Genomic DNA, 15,897 nt, shown 5'->3' with positions numbered 1-15,897 from the left:
AGCGAGACACCCATGTCACGCAAGCCCTGCCGCTCACGGACGGCGTTCGCCGCCGCCCTCGCTGTCGCCGCCGCGCTTCCCTTCGCGGCGGATGCTGGAAACACCGTCGGCGCCACCGTCGGCGCCATCCGCTGGGATGCCTGGGTCGGTGAAACGAACACGGACTGGCTGGGCTTCACGCAGGGCGGGCTCCAGGTGGAGCAGGCCCTGGGGCCCCACCAGTTCCATGACCGGCTGCCCTTCTACGCGGTTGAGACCGGGTGGGACTCCGTCCAGGTGCGGCAGCTCACCCAGGCGCAGATGGATGCCGACATCGCCTACGCGCGGCGCGCGGGCATCAACTACTGGGCGTTCTGCTACTTCGCGGACGGCACCGGCTTCGACATCGCCCGCCGGCTCTATCAGTCGAGCACGCAGCGCGGGGACCTGAACTACGCCTACGTCGTCGGCACCTACAGCATCCCCACCAGCACGCTCGACGCCGTCGTCGCGGAGTTCAAGAGCAGCCACTACCAGAAGGTCCTGAACGGCCGGCCCCTCCTCTACCTGTTTGGCGTCAACGCCGACGCCACGGGGGCGCAGTACGTCACAGACATGCGGAACAGGGCGGCGGCGCAGGGCGTCCCCACGCCCTATTTCGTGGTGATGCATCCGTCCTCCTGGGACGCGGCGAACATCGCGAACACGATTGGCGCCGACGCCATCAGCGCCTACGCCTCGGCCACGCAGGACGGCGCGGCGTACTCGACGGTCATCACGCAGAATCAGAGCAACTGGAACGCTCACGCCGCCACGGGGAAGAAGGTCATCCCGTGGGTCACCTCGGGCTGGGACAACCGGCCCCGCCACCTGAACCCGCCCACTTTCGTGAACCCGGTGCCCCCGGCGAATGCGTGGGTGCAGCAGGCCACTGCGGCGGAGGTGGCAACGAACCTGCAGAACTCCCTCAACTGGATTGCGAGCAATCAAGGGGCGACGGAGGCCAACACCGTCATCGTGTACGCGTGGAACGAGTTCGACGAGGGCGGCTGGCTGACGCCGACGCTCCACAAGGGGACGGACCGAATCGAAGCCGTCTCGGAGGTCCTGAAGTACGCCAGCTCCTCGAGCTGGGACCACACGATGACGGCGAACAAGGCGTTCGACGGGGACATCTATTCGGCCTGGCAGCAGGCGCCCGGCACCTCCTACGCGGGCAGCTGGCTGGAGGTCGACTTCGGCAGGGAGATGACGTTCAGCCAGGTCTCCCTGCGCGAATTCGGCAACCGCACCACCGGCTTCCGGCTCGAATACCTCAACGGCGCCACGTGGAAGACGGCCTACACCGGAAGCTCCATCGGCGCGTCAGCCACCTTCTCGTTCCCCGCCGTCACCGGCCGCAAGGCGAGCCTGTTCTTCACCTCGGGCATCGACACCGCCATCATCTACGAGTTCAACCTCAACGCCGCGCCGGCCAACCAGCCCAACCTCGCCCGGCACGAGTCCCACTCCAGCTCCACGAACTGGGATGCCAACCAGACGGCCGACAAGGCCTTCGATGGTGACCCCTCCACCAACTGGCAGGGCCGCGGCACCACCATTGCCAACACCTGGCTCCAGGTGGACTTCGGTGTCAGGACCGCGTTCAACACCGTCACCCTGTCCGAGTTCGGCGACCGGACGGCGGGCTATCGCATCGAGTACTGGAACGGGGGCGGCTGGTCCACGGCCTATACGGGGACGACCATCGGTGCCAACCGGACGGTGACGTTCCCCACCGTGGTGGGCAGCAGGGCGCGCATCTACTGGACCGCGGGAATCTGGACGCCGATCATCTACGAGGCGAGCTTCCTGCTGAACTAGGCCCCCACCCCATGTACCTGCTCACGAGCATCACCTGACGTTCCCATTCGCCTACTCGGGCGCCCTGCCGGGTGAGAGCGTGGACTGCGAGGAGGCCTTCCCGCAGCACACGTTCAAGACGGCGAAGCAGCTGGAGTCGAAGTGCAGCGGAGCCTGCTACACGTCCAGGTCTGGTGCCGACTACACCATCAACTTCTCCAAGGATAAGAAGGGCCGCTGGCACGGATCGATGATCGCGGCGGGAACCAATAATGAGGAGGACACGCTGACCTTCGTCCGGGAGGCGAAGTCCGGCGCCTGGAAGCTCACCCGGGCCTCGCGCAACGACGGCGAGTGCCAGTGAGGCCTGGCAGGCGGCATGGCTCCGGTCCATGCGGCCCGCTCCACCCGGGCGGCGGACGCCGCGTCCAGGCCTGAAGCGGCGACGTTGGCCGCTAGGTCATGGGAATTTGAGCGTGCCCTCGCGCCACGCCTTGAGCGCGTACTCGGCTGGTGTCCGGACTCGTCCAGGACGGGCCGCAAGTTCCAACAGAACCGGTTCCCCCTGCTCTGGTGCGAACTCAAGCGCGTGTGCCGCCACGCATGCGCGGACGTTCTCGTTCTCGCTCTTCAACAGCGGGAGGAGATGGGAGGCCGCCGCTCGCCTGCGGAGTTCACGGTAGGCACTTGCAATCTTGTCGTGGGCCCGATTGGCGGCACGATGATTCGCAGCGGCCAACGCCTGTCCGTAGGCTACCGCCGCCTGCTCGTACTCTTGGACGAGTTCATCGACGCTCGCCCCTTGGAAGTTGCGTAAGGTCATGCCGGGTCCAAGGCCCAGGTACCTTCCTCCCACCGCTTCAAGGCCTGCTGCGCCTCGAAGGGGACCAACCCCTTGCCTTTCGCGGCCTCTTCCAGAACTGCCTTGGCCTCCTCCGTGCGATGGCGGAGCAGGAATGCCGCCGCTGCAACGCGGACATCCATGCGTGGATGTTTGAAAAGAGCGGCAAGCGCATCGCGTCCTGTATCTCCAAGGGCGCGGAGTTCGTCGAAAACCGCCAAGTACTCATCAACATGCCTATTGGCAGCTTTTGCATCTCCCTTCCAGCCAGCCTCTGTCTCTGCTTGCACATGCCGGGCGAATTGCTCAACCAGTACTTCGAGCTTCATCACCAGACTCCGTTCTTGATGTTCTCGATGGCCTGCAACCCGAATGCGCGCTGGGCCTCGTAAGACTGCGTGCTCAGCCATTGCCTCACGGTGAGATCTCGCGAGCCGGTGATCCTCAGGATCTTCCGTGAATAGAAGGCGCTCACTTGGCTGTGCAGCCCTTTTTCCAGAGGAGTGACGTTCTGGGTGTTGTGGAGAGCATGAGGCCCAAATCGCTCCACGTTGCCCGGCGTCTGCTCGACGATATGGTGCCAGTTCTTGCCAGATCCCGCCGAGCCCAAAGCACTCTTGAGGCCGCTGAACGAGCCCCAGGCCCTGAAGTCGGCAGGACCGACTCCCGCTGTGGCGCCTCTCAAGCCCTGGGCCATCATGGCAACCGCTGTAGCGGGCAGGGAGACGATGACGGTGCTTCCTTCAACGGCGACCGCACTCACCTGTCCCACGTTCGCAAGGCTGATGCCTACCCGTGAGGCCCCGGCCGCCGCAGCATCCATGTAGATGGGCAGCATCGACAGCCGCGAGGCCAGCCACGCGGCGCCACCGGTCATGCCGTGGTTCACCACCACGGTGACCGCGAGGACGAAGACACGCGCCACTTCCGGTCCTACTCGATTGGCGAAGCGATGGCCGGCCTGCTCCAGTTCCACCCAGGTGGTGGCCCGGTCCGTGGCCCGCTTCAGTTCCCGGCTCGCTTCCACCACCTCCAGGAACGTTTCCACGCCCAGGTAGATGAGCAGGACCGCTGAGACGATGGCCGCCGCCTTGGTGAACACCGGCTCGGGATTGGCCGCCAGGATGGCCCAGGTGACGAGGCCCGTGGCGATGACGGTGTAGAAGATCTGGGGCGCCAGGGTCTTCTCCACCGCCCGGGCGATGCTCTCCTTGAGGGGCTCCAGCGACAGCCCCAGGGCAACCCCCAGCTTGTCCCACTCGCCCAGGCCTGGCCCGATGTCGAGCAGGGAGAGGCAGGCGTCTCTGCGCTGGCCCGGCTCGCAGAGGCCGCCGAAGCTCTTGCGCATCAGGCGCTGCCATCGGGGGTCCGCACTGTTCCCCGGGTGGGAGGCGCGCACCAGCAAACCCTGCTGCGGGGCACGGAGCGTCAGAGGTACTTCCAGCACCAGCCGCGCCAGCGCCTCTTCGAAGGCTTCCGTGTCCACCTTCACGGACGTGTCCGAGGAGGACGGCCTGAACTCCAGGGGCGGGCCCTGCCCCGTGTCGAGGCGGATGGCACGCGGAGCGGCGCACGCATTGAGCAGGGTGAGGAGCAGGAGCGCGACGGCCAGACGGGTTGCCATGAGCTACTTCCGGCAGCAAGGAGGGCTCCAGCCTACGGAAAGCTCCCTCCGGAGACGATGCTGTTCCGGCCCTCCTCTTCGGCCTACAGCGGAAGGTGATACTGCCCTGCCGCTGCACCGCGAACGGCGACGGCTGCGGCCTCCACGGTCGCCTCCTCTTTTGTCAGGTAGGCGTCAGGGGCGCGTCCGAACAGGGGGCGTTTTCGCCACGGCCTCACGCTCGTTGCGCGCGTCGGTCCGCCTGCTATAACGCGCCAGCACGACCCCGTAGCTCAGTTGGATAGAGCGGCGGTTTCCTAAACCGCAGGCCACAGGTTCGATTCCTGTCGGGGTCATCGCCCTGCTTCCCAAGTCCTCGGAAGCAGGGCTTTTTTCTGTCCAGTGGTGTTCAGGCGCGTTCGCCCGATGGGTACCGGGTCTGCGCCTCCTGACGCCCTGTCCCGGTCGCGCCTCGATCCCTCGAGCACTCAGGGGCTCCAAGGTCGCGGCGCCAGCCCCTTTCACGGGTAGTGGATGCGGGCCCGGATGGCGCGGTGGCCGGAGTAGTTGAGGGGGTTGTCCGAGCCGGTGAACTTGCGGTCGGCGGCGTCGCCCTCGTCATAGGTGACGGTGTGGCCCGAGGACGAGCGGGCCGCCGCGTTGAAGAAGAGGAAGTCGATGCGCCCCCCGCCCCCTCCCGTCCAGTTGTCCCCCAGGCACGCCTTGCTCCCCCCGCAGACCTCGTAGATGGGGTCGTTCCAGCCGTAGTTGACCGTGCTGGAGATCTGGCTGTTCGCCTGGTTGTACCACTGCTTGAAGTCGCCGCTCGAGTTGAGGTCCCCCTCGTTGGAGTCAACGCCCCAGATGATGAGGTCGGCGGTGCCGGTGCCTCGCACCCTGGCGTCCGTGCGCTGGATGTTGACCTCCGCGCACGCGGGGTCCGAGGCCGGGCCGCCCTGGTCCGTCGGCCAGTGCGTCGACCCGAGGATGACTCGCTTGCCGGTAATCTTGTCCCTGAAGGCCATGCGCACGCCGATGGAGCGCGACTGGCCGTTCAGCACGCACGCGCCATTGGCGCCCTTGTCGGCCTGCCAGGTGTCTCGCGTTCCGGCGATGGGCTCCAGGCGGCCGGTGCGGTAGATGATGGCGTTGGTCTGGTAGCGCTTCGCCTCGCCGCAGGGGCTGAGCTGGGAGTCCGGGTTCGCCTCGGCGATGATGAAGTCATACAGCCCGGGCAGGTTCTGCTGCATGTATTGAGCGAGGTTGCCGGCCTGGCCCGCGCCGCTCATCTGGTGGACGATGAAGACGTCCGGCGAGTACGTCTGGTCCTTCATGTAGAAGACGAGGTCCTGCCAGTCCCCCTCGCACGGGTTCTCACCGGGGTTGGGCAGGTTCTCGTAGTTCACGTTGTAGACCACCAGGAAGCCCGGGTTCTCGTTCACCGTGACGCCCTGGGGGAGCGAGCCCACCGCCTCAGGCTCCGCCGTGTCCTTGACCGGGGTCTCCCCACAGCCAAAGAGGAAGAGAGAGGTCATCACCGACACTGCGACTCTGAATTTCATGGGGACCTTCGATTGGGATGGGCTGAGGAATTCAGGCTCCATCCAGGATGAGGGCCCGTCCCGGCGGCCGTCTTATAAAATCCGCTCCCGGCCTGGCCTGGGCGTCCGACTTGAACGCGCCATCGGCGCTGAGCCGTCCCCGGGAGCAACGGCCAGTTGCCGGCGGTGTTGGCCAGGGACAGTCCATTGCCGCGCCCCTGCGTCACCAGCCGCCAGGCGCCGGCGGGCTCGAGAGGAAGGCGCGGTACGCCGCCCCCGTCTCCCGCGGCCGCTCCATCATCGGCAGGTGCCCCACGCCGGGCAGCACCCGGCCCACGTGTCCGGGCAGCGCCTGCAGCCGCGCGGCGCCCGAGACGTGGAACACCGGGTCCTCCGCCCCCCACAGCGAGAAGGACGGCACCGTGAGGTGCGGCAGCAGGTGCTCCACCACGGGCCCCTGTGCCCGGTGCGCGTGCCACATGCGCACGTCCCCCGGCACGTCGCGGACGGCACGCGCCGCGAGGTGCGCGAGCACGGGCCCCGGCACGAACGGCCGGCGCACGAACATCCGGTCCACCAGCCGCTCGAACTCCGCGTGCGAGGTGACGACGAGCGGCAGGTGGCCCGCGGCAATCTCGCGCTCCACAGGGCTCGGCTCGGGCGTGGGCAGCCCGTGCGGCGCGCCGATGAACGCGAGGCTCAGCACCTGCTCCGGGTGGCGCGACGCGTACACCGCCGCGAGCGCGCCACCCATGGAGCTGCCCGCCAGGTGGAAGCGCTCGAGCCCCACCGCGCGCGTGAAGGTGTGCAGCCGCGCCACCTGCGCGTCGTACCGGTAGTCCGCGCCCGCCAGGCGCGAGCTGTCCCCGAAGCCGGGCAGGTCCGGCGCCACCACGCGGTGCGCGGGCGTGAGCGCGGCGGAGAACTCCGTCCAGTGGTCCTTCTCCCCGAACAGGCCGTGCAGCAGCAGCACGGGAGCGCCCTGCCCGCCCTCGAGGTAGTGGACCGTGTGCCCATCCACGGTGACGACCCCCGGGGTGAGCCCCGCGAGCCCGCGGTTCAGGGCGATGAGCGGCGCAACGAATGGCGCGGGCACCAGGTGGTAGGCGGCCGTGGTGGCACCCACCACGGCGAGGAGAGCGACGAGCAGTGTGCGGGTCCGGGTCATGGGGTCACGTCTTGCGCTCATCCCCGTGACACAGGTCTGACAGGGCGCTCAGCCCCCTTGCGTCCACCGGGCCCGGAACCGCGCGAGCGCGGCGGCGGGGCTGCCCCCCGAGGCCGCGGCGAGCTCGGGCGCGAGCGCGCGCGCCCCCGGCACGTCCAGCGAGGCGACCAGTGCCTCCACGTCCGCGGTGGCGAGCGGCGCGAGCGGCACGTGCACGGCGATGCCCCCGGACACCGCCTGCTCGAAGAAGCCGAGCACCTCGGGCGGCAGCTCCCCGGTGCGATAGCAGACGACGGCGCGCAGCGCGCCGCCCTCGGCCGCGTCCTGCTGCTGCAGGTGCGAGAGGATGAAGATGCCCGCCTCCATGCTGGCCGCGTCCACCCACTGCAGGTCGTCGTAGCCCACGGCGCTGAAGCCGCGCGCCATCGCGGCGCGGAACACCTCGGCCTTGGCCTGGAAGAGGCGCACCTTGTCGAAGTCCGCGCCCGCGGGCGCCGCCCGGCCCAGCCCCGGGATGACGCGCGCGAGCTCGCGCTCGGCCCACGCCGGCAGCGCGCCCCCGCCCAGCACCTGCGCGAGCTTCTCGTAGGTGCGCGTGAAGGTGGCGAAGGGCACGCGCCGGTCGCCCAGGCGCCCGGAGATGAAGACGGCGCGCCCGTGCGCCCCGAGGAACTCCTGCATCAGGCGCGTCTTGCCCACGCCCGCGGGGCCCGAGAGGATGATGGCCTGGCCGGCGACCCACGCAGCCTCCATCCGCGCCCACTCGCGCGCGCGGCCCACCAGCGCCGGCGGGTGCAGGAGGGCGAGCGGCACGGCGCCGCCCGGGGCCGCGGGGCGCGGCGGGGGCGTCACCCGGGCGAGCTCGCGCGCGAGCCGCGACGTCTCGGGCATGGGCGCCACACCCAGCTCCTCTTCGAGCCGCGCCCGGCACCGCTCGAATGCCGCGAGCGCCGCGCCCCGGTCGCCCAGCGCGAAGTGCAGCCGCATGGCGCGCCGGCACGCCTCCTCCGAGAGGGGGCTCACCGCGAGCAGCCGCGTGACGTGCTCGAGCGCGCCGGTGGCGTCCCCCGCGGCCTCCCTGCGCGACGCCTCGCGCAGGAGCGTGGGCTCCTGGCGCAGGCCCAGCCGCTCACGCTCGGCGCGCAGCCAGTCGCCCAGCCCGTTCTCCGCGTCGAACTGCAGGCGGCCCAGCAGCTCGCCCGCGAGCGCGAGCTGCGCGGCGCGCTCGGGGGGCGTGGCGGGATCGAGCAGCTCTCGCACGTCCACCGGCACGCCCCCGCTCAGCGCGAGCTGCTGCGTGCCCACGGCCTGCACCAACTCCAGCCCGCACGCCTTGTTGATGCGCCGCAGCGTCTGGCTGAGGTTGTTGCGCGCCACCGCCTCGGCCGAGTCCCCCCAGAGCAGCCCCGCCACGCGGCCCCGCGCGGTGGGCCCCTCGAGCGCGAGGAGCGCGAGGAGCGCGGCGTGTTTGCCCTCGAGGTCCACGCTCCCACGGGGCCCGTGGAAGCGGGCACCTCCGAGGAGCCGCAGGGACGTGGGCGTCGCAGGGGACGGCATGGGGTCCATTCCTAGCACCGCCCACGCGCGTGCGCCCCTACCCCACTGGCGCATCGAGCGCGTGGCGTACATGGCGTGCCCAGCCACTCCAAGCATCGCGCCACCCACTCGCTCTCGGTGGACGCCTCCAGGAGGATGCGCGCTCGGGCCCTGCCGCCGAGCAGCTCGCGGGGTAGCTCTTCTCGATGTCCCGGTCGCTGCGCTTCGCGGTCCTGGACCCGGGTGCACTCCATGTGCAGCCCCTTGCGCAGGCGCTCGAACTGATGCAGTGTTGCAGTCATGTGCAACACCGCCACACGGGAGGCTCGGTGCTGATCAGCCTCGACCCGCGCGATGCGCGCCCGCTCTACCTGCAGATTGTGGACGAGGTGCGCCGTGCGCTCGTGGTGGGGACGCTGAAGGCGGAGGACCCGCTGCCCTCGGTGCGCGAGCTCGCCTCGCAGCTGCTGGTGAACCCGCGCACGGTGTCGCAGGCCTACGGGGAGCTGGAGCGCGAGGGCGTCGTGTACGTGCGGCGCGGGCAGGGCACCTTCGTGTCGCCCGACGCCCAGCCCAACCGCCGCGAGCGCCGCGCGCTCGCACACGAGGTGGCGAAGCGCGCGCTGCGCGAGGCGTGGCGCAACGGGCTGGGCCTGGAAGAGCTGGTGAAGAGCCTGCGCGAGGTGGCGGCGGAGGAGGGAGCGCCGCCGTCCTCCGCCGTGAAGCAGGGAGGCGGGGAATGAGCCACGTGACGCATGCCGAGCCGGGGAGCCGAGAGATGAACCGCACCACCCACGCCGAGCCGGAGGCGGCCGCCGCGCTCGCGGTGAGCACGCACGGGCTGACGAAGCGCTACCGGGGCGAGCTGGCACTGGAGGGCGTGGACCTGCGGGTTCCCGAGGGGGCGGTGTACGTGCTCATCGGCGCGAACGGCGCAGGCAAGAGCACGACGCTCAAGGTGCTGATGAACCTGGAGCGTCCGGACGCGGGGCACGCGCAGGTGCTGGGCCTGGACACGGCGCGCCACGGCCCCGAGGTGCGCGCGCAGGTGGGCTACGTGCCGGAGCACCACGCGCACGACTACCCGTGGATGAGCTGCGGCCGGCTGCTGCAGCACGTGGCCGCGTACTACCCGGCGTGGGAGCCCGCGTACGCGGAGCACCTGAGCGCCTCGCTCGGCCTGCGGCCGCAGCGCAAGGTGGGCAGCCTCTCCAAGGGCGAGTCGCGCCGGCTGCAGCTGGTGCTGGCGCTCGCGCATCGGCCGCCGCTGCTGCTGCTGGACGAGCCGACGGACGGGCTGGACCCGATGGTGCGCCAGCGCACGCTGGCGCTGCTCTCCGAGCACCTGGCCGACACGCCCACCACGGTGCTCGTCTCCACGCACCACCTGCACGAGGTGGAGAGCCTCGCGGACCACGTGGGCGTGCTGCGCGGGGGGCGGCTCGTGGCGCAGTGCTCGCGCGACCAGCTGCGGCGCACGGTGCTGCGCTACCGCGTGGAGGTGCCGGAGCGCTGGGAGGCGCCGCCCGGGCTGCAGGGCACGGGGCTGCGCCGCTCGAGCGCCGGGCGCGAGCTGCAGTGGACGCTGGTGGGCGAGGAGGGAGCGGTGACGGAGCAGCTCACCCGCGCCGGGGCCCACGTGCGCGAGGTGACGTCCCTGCCGCTCGAGGACGCGGCGCTCGCCTTCTTCCCCGAGGAGGCCCCGCGATGAGCACGCAGCCGATGTCCGCGACGCCGCCGCCCGCGCGCCACGCCGCGCCCGGCGTGCGCACCGCGCTGCGCGAGCAGGTGCGCGCGGTGGGGCTCGTCCTGCGGGGGCCGGCGCTCGCGGCGGGCGCGCTGCTCGCGCTCGCGACGGTGCTCAGCGCGAGGCAGCTGCTCGAGGGCTCCGGGCCCTTCGGCTTCCACCCCGAGCTCTCGATGGTACCGGGCATGGCGGGGCTGCTGCTGCCCCTCTTCGTCTGGCGGGGAGAGCAGCGCTTCGGGCCGGGCTTCCTCTGGACGCTCCCGGTGGACCGGCGCCAGCACGCGCTGGCCAAGGTCCTCGCCGGGTGGGTGTGGCTGATGGTGGCCGTGGCGCTCCTCTTCCTCTGGCTGCTCGCGCTCACGCTGCTCTCCGGTGGCAACCCCCTCGCCGAGGAGACGCTGCGGCTGCTGCCGGGCGCCCTCGCGGGGGAGCAGGGCGTGGACCCGGCGGCGGTGGGGAGCCTGCGCCGGGCGCCGCAGCCCTTGTTGTGGCTCGTCCCCTTCACCGCGGCGAGCGGCACCTACGTGCTGGCCAGCGCGCTGATGCTGGGGCTGCGCCACCCGCTGCGCTGGCTCGCCGGAGGGGTGCTCGCCATCTTCCTCGCATTCTCCGTCGGACGGGCGGCGGGGGCCGGGTGGCTCGTGGACGGGCTGGAGGTCCTGCTGCAGACGTTCTTCACCGGCCGCTACGGCTTCGACGCGCTGCTCACCGCGAGGGCCGAGTCCCTCCATACCGAGGTGACCCTCGCTACCGGCGAGACGCTGGGCGTGTGGCGGGCGCTGCCGCACCTGGGCCAGTGGGCCCTGGCCACGCTGCTGTGGGTGGGGGCGGGCCTCCTCGCCCTCTGGGCTGCGGCCTCTCGACACCGGGAGCGCCGCAGGGCCTGAGCCCCTCGCCGTAGTGCAGCGCCCGCCCTCTCACCAGGCCGTCTCCCGTAGCGGGGGACGGCAACGCCACCGCCTTGCCCTCTTCACGCCGTCCTCCCCCACCCCGGGCACCATGAATCTGGAAATCCGCAACCTCTCGAAGACCTACGCGAACGGGGTGCACGCCCTGCGCGACGTCACGCTCACCATCCCGGCGGGGATGTACGGGCTGCTGGGCCCCAACGGCGCGGGCAAGAGCACGCTGATGCGCACGCTCGCCACGCTGCAGGAGCCGGACGCGGGCACGGTGCGCCTCGGCGACACCCACGGCCACATCGATGTGCTGCGCGAGAAGGAGCGGGTGCGCGCCTCGCTCGGCTATCTGCCGCAGGAGTTCGGCGTGTACCCGAAGGAGAGCGCGGAGCGGCTGCTCGAGCACTTCGCCATCCTCAAGGGGCTCACGGACAAGCGCGTGCGCCGCGAGACGGTGGACGCGCTGCTGCACCAGGTGAACCTGCACGCGGTGCGCAAGGAGAAGCTGGGCGGCTACTCAGGCGGCATGCGGCAGCGCTTCGGCGTGGCGGTGGCGCTGCTCGGCGACCCGCGCCTCATCATCGTGGACGAGCCCACGGCGGGCCTGGACCCGGCCGAGCGGGTGCGCTTCCTCAACCTGCTCAGCGGGCTCGGCGAGAAGAGCGTGGTCATCCTCTCCACGCACATCGTGGAGGACGTGGCGGAGCTGTGCAGCCGGATGGCGATCATCAACCGGGGGGAGATCCTCCTGGAGGCAGAGCCCCTGCTCGCGGTGGAGGCGCTGCGCGGGCGCATCTGGCGCCGCACCGTCGCACGCGCGGAGCTGGAGGCGCTCGAGCGCGCCCACGCCGTCATCTCCACGAAGCTGCTGGCGGGACGCACGGTGGTGCGCGTCTACGCGGAGAGCTCGCCCGCGCCTGGTTTCGAGCCCGTGGAGCCGGGACTCGAGGACGTCTACTTCAGCACCATGGCGGGGCACTCCGGAGCGCGCGCCGCACGGACCGCGTTCGAGGTGGCCTCATGAGCCTGCGCGGGGTGCTGCGCTACGAGCTCGGGCTGCAGGCGCGCCGCGTCTTCCCCTGGCTCGCCTTCGTGGCGATGACGGGGCTCATCTACCAGGCGGCGACGGAGGCGCAGTTCGAGCAAGCACGCGACGGCGGCTACTTCTTCAACGCGCCCATCACCCTCGCCATCGTCACCCTCATGGGCAGCCTGATGGGGCTGCTGGTGGGTGCCCCGCTCGCGGGGGATGCGGCCGCGCGGGACGTGCAGCTTCGCATGCACCCGCTCGTCTACACCACGCCGGTGGGCAGGGGGGCCTACCTGGGGGGCCGCTTCCTCGCCGCCTTCGTCCTGCACGCGCTCATCCTGCTCGCCGTGCCGCTGGGCCTGATGCTCGCCACGCTCTCGCCGGGCCTGGAGCCCGAGCTGATGGGGCCCTTCCGGCCGGGGGCCTACCTCGGTGCCTACGCCTTCATCGCGCTGCCCAACGCCTTCCTCACCACGGCGCTCGGCTTCACCCTGGCGGCGCTGAGCCGGCGCCCGATCGCGGCCTATCTGGGCAGCGTGCTCCTCTTCATCGCGACGATGGCGAGCCTCCTGTACCTGTCCCACAAGCTCAGCCTCTGGGGGCTGGGCAAGCTGCTGGACCCGCTCGGCTTCGCCGTGATGAGCGAGCTGTCGCGCGCGTGGACGGCCACCGAGAAGAACACCCGCCTGGTCAGCCTCGAGGGCCCACTGCTCACCAACCGCCTCCTGTGGATGGGCATCGCGCTCGGCCTGCTCGCGCTCACCCACCTGCGCTTCCGCTTCGTGCACCCGCACACGGAGGGCCGCCGTTGGGGGCGCCGCCCGCGTGCGGCCGCCGCAGGAGAGCAGGCCGCAGCAGCGGCGCGCCCCGCTCCCATCGCCGTCCCCCGGGTGCAGCGCGGCTTCGGCCCCGCGGCCCGCGCGCGCCAGGTGGGCGCGGTGGCCTGGCACTCGCTGCGCGCGCTGGTGAAGGGCGGGGGCGCGTTCGCGCTCGTCGGGATTCCGGCGCTGCTGCTGCTCATCGCGCCGGAGGTGATGAGCCACATGGGCGTCCCGATACTGCCCACCACGGAGCAGCTGCTCGGCTTCATCGGTGCCTCCGGGGACCTGTTCTGGCTGCTCATTCCGCTGTTCACCGTCTGGTGCGCCGGAGAGCTGGTGTGGCGCGAGCGGGAGGCGGGGCTGAGTGAGATCGCCGACGCAACGCCGGTGCCCGACTGGGTCCCCTTCCTGGGCAAGCTCGGAGGGCTCGTCCTCGTGCTCGTCGCGCTGCACGCGATGCTGCTCGCCGCGTGTCTCACCGTGCAGGTGAGCATGGGCTACACGCACTTCGAGCCCGGGCTGTACCTGCGCATCCTCTTCGGGCTGCAGCTCGCCGACCGCCTCCTCTTCGCCCTGCTGGCGCTCACCGTGCACGTGCTGGTGGACCACAAGTACGTGGGCTACATGGTGCTGGTCCTCACGCATGGCCTGCGGTCCTTCGCCTCGTCGCTCGGGCTCGAGCACCACCTGCTCGTCTACGGGGCGAGCCCCGGCTGGACCTACTCCGACATGCGCGGCTTCGGCCCCTCGCTCGGGCCGTGGCTGTGGTTCACGCTCTACTGGGCGGCGTGGGCGCTGCTGCTCGCGGTGGCGGCGCGGCTGCTGTGGGTGCGCGGCAGGGTGGGAGGCCCGCGGGCGCGGCTGCAGCAGGCACGCACGCGCCTGGGCCGTCCGGTCCTCGCGACGGCCGCGCTGGCCACGGGGCTCATCCTCGGTGTGGGCGGCTTCATCCTCTACAACACGAACGTGCTGAACACCTTCCGCACGTCCGCGGACCTGGAGCAGCACAGCGCGGAATACGAGCGGCGCTACCGGCAGTACGCGGACGTGCCGAAGCCCGCGCTCACCGGCACGCGGCTGCACGTGGAGCTGTATCCGCAGCGGCGGGAGGCGGCGGTGCGTGGCACCTACCAGCTCGTCAACCGCGGCACGGCGCCCATCGAGACCATCCACGTGGCCCCCGCGCCGGACGCGGAGACGGCCGCGGTGCGCTTCGACCGGCCCGCCACGCTGCGGCTCTCGGACGACGCGCTCGCACACCGCATCTATGCGCTGGCCGAGCCGCTGCAGCCCGGCGACTCACTGCAGCTGCACTTCGAGGTGCGCCATGCCCCGCGGGGCTTTCCGAACGACGGGCCGGATGCGTCCGTGACCGCGAACGGCACCTACCTGCAGCACCGCAGGGTCCTGCCTTCGCTCGGCTACCAGCGGGGCCGCGAGCTCAAGAACGCCGGCGAGCGCCGCGAGCACGGCCTCCCTCCACGCCCTGCCGTCCGCGCCCTCGATGACGGCAGCGAGGCGGCGCGGGAGGGAGGGGGCCTGAACTTCGACTTCGAGGCCGTGGTGGGCACGGACGAGGGCCAGGTGGCGCTCGCGCCCGGCGCCCTGCGCCGCACGTGGGCGGAAGGGGGCCGGCGCTACTTCCACTACGTGACGGACGTCCCCATCGACAACGACTACGCCTTCTATTCGGCGAACTACGCGGTGCACGAGGGGCGCTGGAAGGACGTCGCCATCCAGGTCTTCCATCATCCGGGCCACGGCCACAACGTGGCGCGCACGGTGAAGAGCGTGCAGGCCTCGCTCGAGTACCTCTCGGGACAGTTCGGCCCCTACCCTCACCGCCAGCTGCGCTTCGTCGAGCACCCGGGCGTCGGCGTGGGCCTGCACGCGGCGCCGGTGAACGTCTCGTTCAGCGAGGGCTTCTCGCTGCTGCATCCGGAGAAGGACCCGCTCGACATCGACTTCGCCTTCGCGGTGGTGGCCCACGAGGTGGCGCACAGCTGGTGGGGTGGGCAGGTCGCGCCCGCCTGGGTGGAGGGCGCGCCGGTGCTCAGCGAGAGCCTCGCCTGGTACTCCGCGCTCTCGGTGGTGGAGAAGACCCACGGCCCTGCGCACCTGAGGCGGCTGATGGACAAGATGCGCTATGCGTACCTCACCCCGCGCAGCCGCGCCGACGTGCCGCTGCTGCGGGCCGTCGACTGGTTCCTCGCGTACCGCAAGGGTCCGTTCGCCATGTACGCGCTGCGCGAGTACGTGGGCGAGGAGCACGTGAACCTGGCGCTGCGGCGGATGATGGAGAAGTACGGCGCGGGAGTGCCGCCCCTGCCCACCTCGCGCGACCTCTACCGCGAGCTGCAGGCCGTGACGCCCGAGGCGCAGCGCGGCCTGCTGCACGACCTCTTCGAGGCGAACACCTACTGGGAGCTCGCGACGAAGGGAGTCACGGCCGAGCCGGCAGGGGATGGCACCTGGCGGGTGACGCTCGAGGTGCGGGCGCGCAAGGAGGTGGTGGACCCGGAGGGCCGCGCGACCGAGGTCCCCCTGGACGAGCTCGTCGAGGTGGGTGTCTTCGCGGCCGCGCAGGACGGCGGGCAGGGCGAGCCGCTCCACCTGCGGATGCACCGCGTGCGCTCCGGCACGCAGCGCCTCACCGTGACGGTGCCGCGCGAGCCCGCCTGGGCGGGAGTCGATCCGCGCCACCTCCTCATCGACGTGACGCCCGCCGACAACCTGCAGGAGGTGCTGCGCGCCGGGGGCCAGGCCCTCAGCGCCCGGGGAGAGCCCGCGCCGTGAGGGCCTCGCCTGCGCTGGCGCAGCTGGCGCTCGAAGCCGGCGCCCCCTGCCCCCCTTTGTCCAGCCTCTCGAACCGCAGGTCGCGTGGCCATTC

At 71.1% G+C, this 15,897-nt stretch carries 13 protein-coding genes and 1 tRNA gene; 8 read left to right on the top strand and 6 right to left on the bottom strand.

Annotated elements, in window-relative coordinates:
* The first annotated feature begins 12 nt into the window (after window positions 1–12).
* Complete coding sequence (locus tag ACX9TP_RS21380) at window positions 13–1,842, top strand: galactose-binding domain-containing protein (protein WP_482981571.1); 1,830 nt, start codon at window positions 13–15, stop codon at window positions 1,840–1,842.
* Between the two features lie 79 nt (window positions 1,843–1,921).
* Window positions 1,922–2,185: a hypothetical protein gene (locus tag ACX9TP_RS21375; protein ID WP_482981570.1), complete on the top strand. Its 264-nt coding sequence runs from the start codon at window positions 1,922–1,924 to the stop codon at window positions 2,183–2,185.
* A gap of 96 nt (window positions 2,186–2,281) precedes the next feature.
* Here the strand turns inward: ACX9TP_RS21375 and ACX9TP_RS21370 are convergent, their stop codons facing one another.
* From ACX9TP_RS21370 to sitA5, 3 genes are read right to left on the bottom strand one after another with little or no spacing between them, the layout of a single operon-like run.
* Window positions 2,282–2,644 carry a hypothetical protein gene (locus ACX9TP_RS21370; protein WP_482981569.1) on the bottom strand — a complete coding sequence of 121 codons (363 nt, stop codon included), beginning with the start codon at window positions 2,642–2,644 and terminating at the stop codon, window positions 2,282–2,284.
* A complete protein-coding gene (locus ACX9TP_RS21365; RefSeq protein ID WP_482981568.1) occupies window positions 2,641–2,991 on the bottom strand; it encodes a DUF2019 domain-containing protein in 351 nt (116 codons plus the stop codon). The genes ACX9TP_RS21370 and ACX9TP_RS21365 overlap by 4 nt, the downstream gene beginning before the upstream one ends.
* Entirely contained in the window at window positions 2,991–4,286 is a 1,296-nt protein-coding gene (gene sitA5 / locus ACX9TP_RS21360) for a SitA5 family polymorphic toxin (RefSeq protein ID WP_482981567.1), read from the bottom strand. Before sitA5 ends, ACX9TP_RS21365 begins: the two co-directional genes overlap by 1 nt.
* Before the next feature lie 261 nt (window positions 4,287–4,547).
* Between sitA5 and ACX9TP_RS21355 the strand changes: the two genes are divergently transcribed.
* Window positions 4,548–4,621, top strand: a tRNA-Arg gene (locus ACX9TP_RS21355).
* 165 nt (window positions 4,622–4,786) lie between these two features.
* Here the strand turns inward: ACX9TP_RS21355 and ACX9TP_RS21350 are convergent.
* From ACX9TP_RS21350 to ACX9TP_RS21340, 3 genes are all read right to left on the bottom strand, one after another.
* Window positions 4,787–5,827: an exonuclease/endonuclease/phosphatase family protein gene (locus ACX9TP_RS21350; protein WP_482981566.1), complete on the bottom strand. Its 1,041-nt coding sequence runs from the start codon at window positions 5,825–5,827 to the stop codon at window positions 4,787–4,789.
* Window positions 5,828–6,029: 202 nt separating this feature from the next.
* Window positions 6,030–6,974 carry an alpha/beta fold hydrolase gene (locus ACX9TP_RS21345; protein ID WP_482981565.1) on the bottom strand — a complete coding sequence of 315 codons (945 nt, stop codon included), beginning with the start codon at window positions 6,972–6,974 and terminating at the stop codon, window positions 6,030–6,032.
* 48 nt (window positions 6,975–7,022) lie between these two features.
* On the bottom strand, window positions 7,023–8,531 hold the full coding sequence (locus ACX9TP_RS21340; RefSeq protein WP_482981564.1) for an AfsR/SARP family transcriptional regulator: 1,509 nt from the start codon (window positions 8,529–8,531) through the stop codon (window positions 7,023–7,025).
* A 308-nt stretch (window positions 8,532–8,839) separates the two neighbouring features.
* Between ACX9TP_RS21340 and ACX9TP_RS21335 the strand changes: the two genes are divergently transcribed.
* From ACX9TP_RS21335 to ACX9TP_RS21315, 5 genes are all read left to right on the top strand, one after another.
* Window positions 8,840–9,253: a GntR family transcriptional regulator gene (locus tag ACX9TP_RS21335; RefSeq protein WP_482981563.1), complete on the top strand. Its 414-nt coding sequence runs from the start codon at window positions 8,840–8,842 to the stop codon at window positions 9,251–9,253.
* On the top strand, window positions 9,250–10,221 hold the full coding sequence (locus tag ACX9TP_RS21330) for an ABC transporter ATP-binding protein (protein ID WP_482981562.1): 972 nt from the start codon (window positions 9,250–9,252) through the stop codon (window positions 10,219–10,221). Before ACX9TP_RS21335 ends, ACX9TP_RS21330 begins: the two co-directional genes overlap by 4 nt.
* On the top strand, window positions 10,218–11,144 hold the full coding sequence (locus ACX9TP_RS21325) for a hypothetical protein (protein WP_482981561.1): 927 nt from the start codon (window positions 10,218–10,220) through the stop codon (window positions 11,142–11,144). Before ACX9TP_RS21330 ends, ACX9TP_RS21325 begins: the two co-directional genes overlap by 4 nt.
* Window positions 11,145–11,256: 112 nt before the next feature.
* Window positions 11,257–12,180 carry an ABC transporter ATP-binding protein gene (locus tag ACX9TP_RS21320; RefSeq protein WP_482981560.1) on the top strand — a complete coding sequence of 308 codons (924 nt, stop codon included), beginning with the start codon at window positions 11,257–11,259 and terminating at the stop codon, window positions 12,178–12,180.
* Window positions 12,177–15,803 (top strand): ABC transporter permease/M1 family aminopeptidase, encoded by a 3,627-nt coding sequence (locus ACX9TP_RS21315; RefSeq protein ID WP_482981559.1) that lies wholly within the window; start codon window positions 12,177–12,179, stop codon window positions 15,801–15,803. The genes ACX9TP_RS21320 and ACX9TP_RS21315 overlap by 4 nt, the downstream gene beginning before the upstream one ends.
* Window positions 15,804–15,897 lie beyond the last annotated feature (94 nt).

It is taken from the genome of Pyxidicoccus sp. M15 (genome assembly GCF_056858435.1).
Note: the sequence above shows the minus strand (reverse complement) of the source record. Positions and strands in the feature narration are given on the sequence as shown.

Excerpts from the sequence above, each read along its gene's own strand:
- ACX9TP_RS21380 (WP_482981571.1), top strand. The coding sequence starts at position 13 with ATGTCACGCAAGCCCTGCCGCTCACGGACGGCGTTCGCCGCCGCCCTC.
- ACX9TP_RS21370 (WP_482981569.1), bottom strand. The coding sequence starts at position 2,644 with ATGACCTTACGCAACTTCCAAGGGGCGAGCGTCGATGAACTCGTCCAA.
- ACX9TP_RS21365 (WP_482981568.1), bottom strand. The coding sequence starts at position 2,991 with ATGAAGCTCGAAGTACTGGTTGAGCAATTCGCCCGGCATGTGCAAGCA.
- sitA5 (WP_482981567.1), bottom strand. The coding sequence starts at position 4,286 with ATGGCAACCCGTCTGGCCGTCGCGCTCCTGCTCCTCACCCTGCTCAAT.
- ACX9TP_RS21350 (WP_482981566.1), bottom strand. The coding sequence starts at position 5,827 with ATGAAATTCAGAGTCGCAGTGTCGGTGATGACCTCTCTCTTCCTCTTT.
- ACX9TP_RS21345 (WP_482981565.1), bottom strand. The coding sequence starts at position 6,974 with ATGACCCGGACCCGCACACTGCTCGTCGCTCTCCTCGCCGTGGTGGGT.
- ACX9TP_RS21340 (WP_482981564.1), bottom strand. The coding sequence starts at position 8,531 with ATGCCGTCCCCTGCGACGCCCACGTCCCTGCGGCTCCTCGGAGGTGCC.
- ACX9TP_RS21330 (WP_482981562.1), top strand. The coding sequence starts at position 9,250 with ATGAGCCACGTGACGCATGCCGAGCCGGGGAGCCGAGAGATGAACCGC.
- ACX9TP_RS21325 (WP_482981561.1), top strand. The coding sequence starts at position 10,218 with ATGAGCACGCAGCCGATGTCCGCGACGCCGCCGCCCGCGCGCCACGCC.
- ACX9TP_RS21320 (WP_482981560.1), top strand. The coding sequence starts at position 11,257 with ATGAATCTGGAAATCCGCAACCTCTCGAAGACCTACGCGAACGGGGTG.
- ACX9TP_RS21315 (WP_482981559.1), top strand. The coding sequence starts at position 12,177 with ATGAGCCTGCGCGGGGTGCTGCGCTACGAGCTCGGGCTGCAGGCGCGC.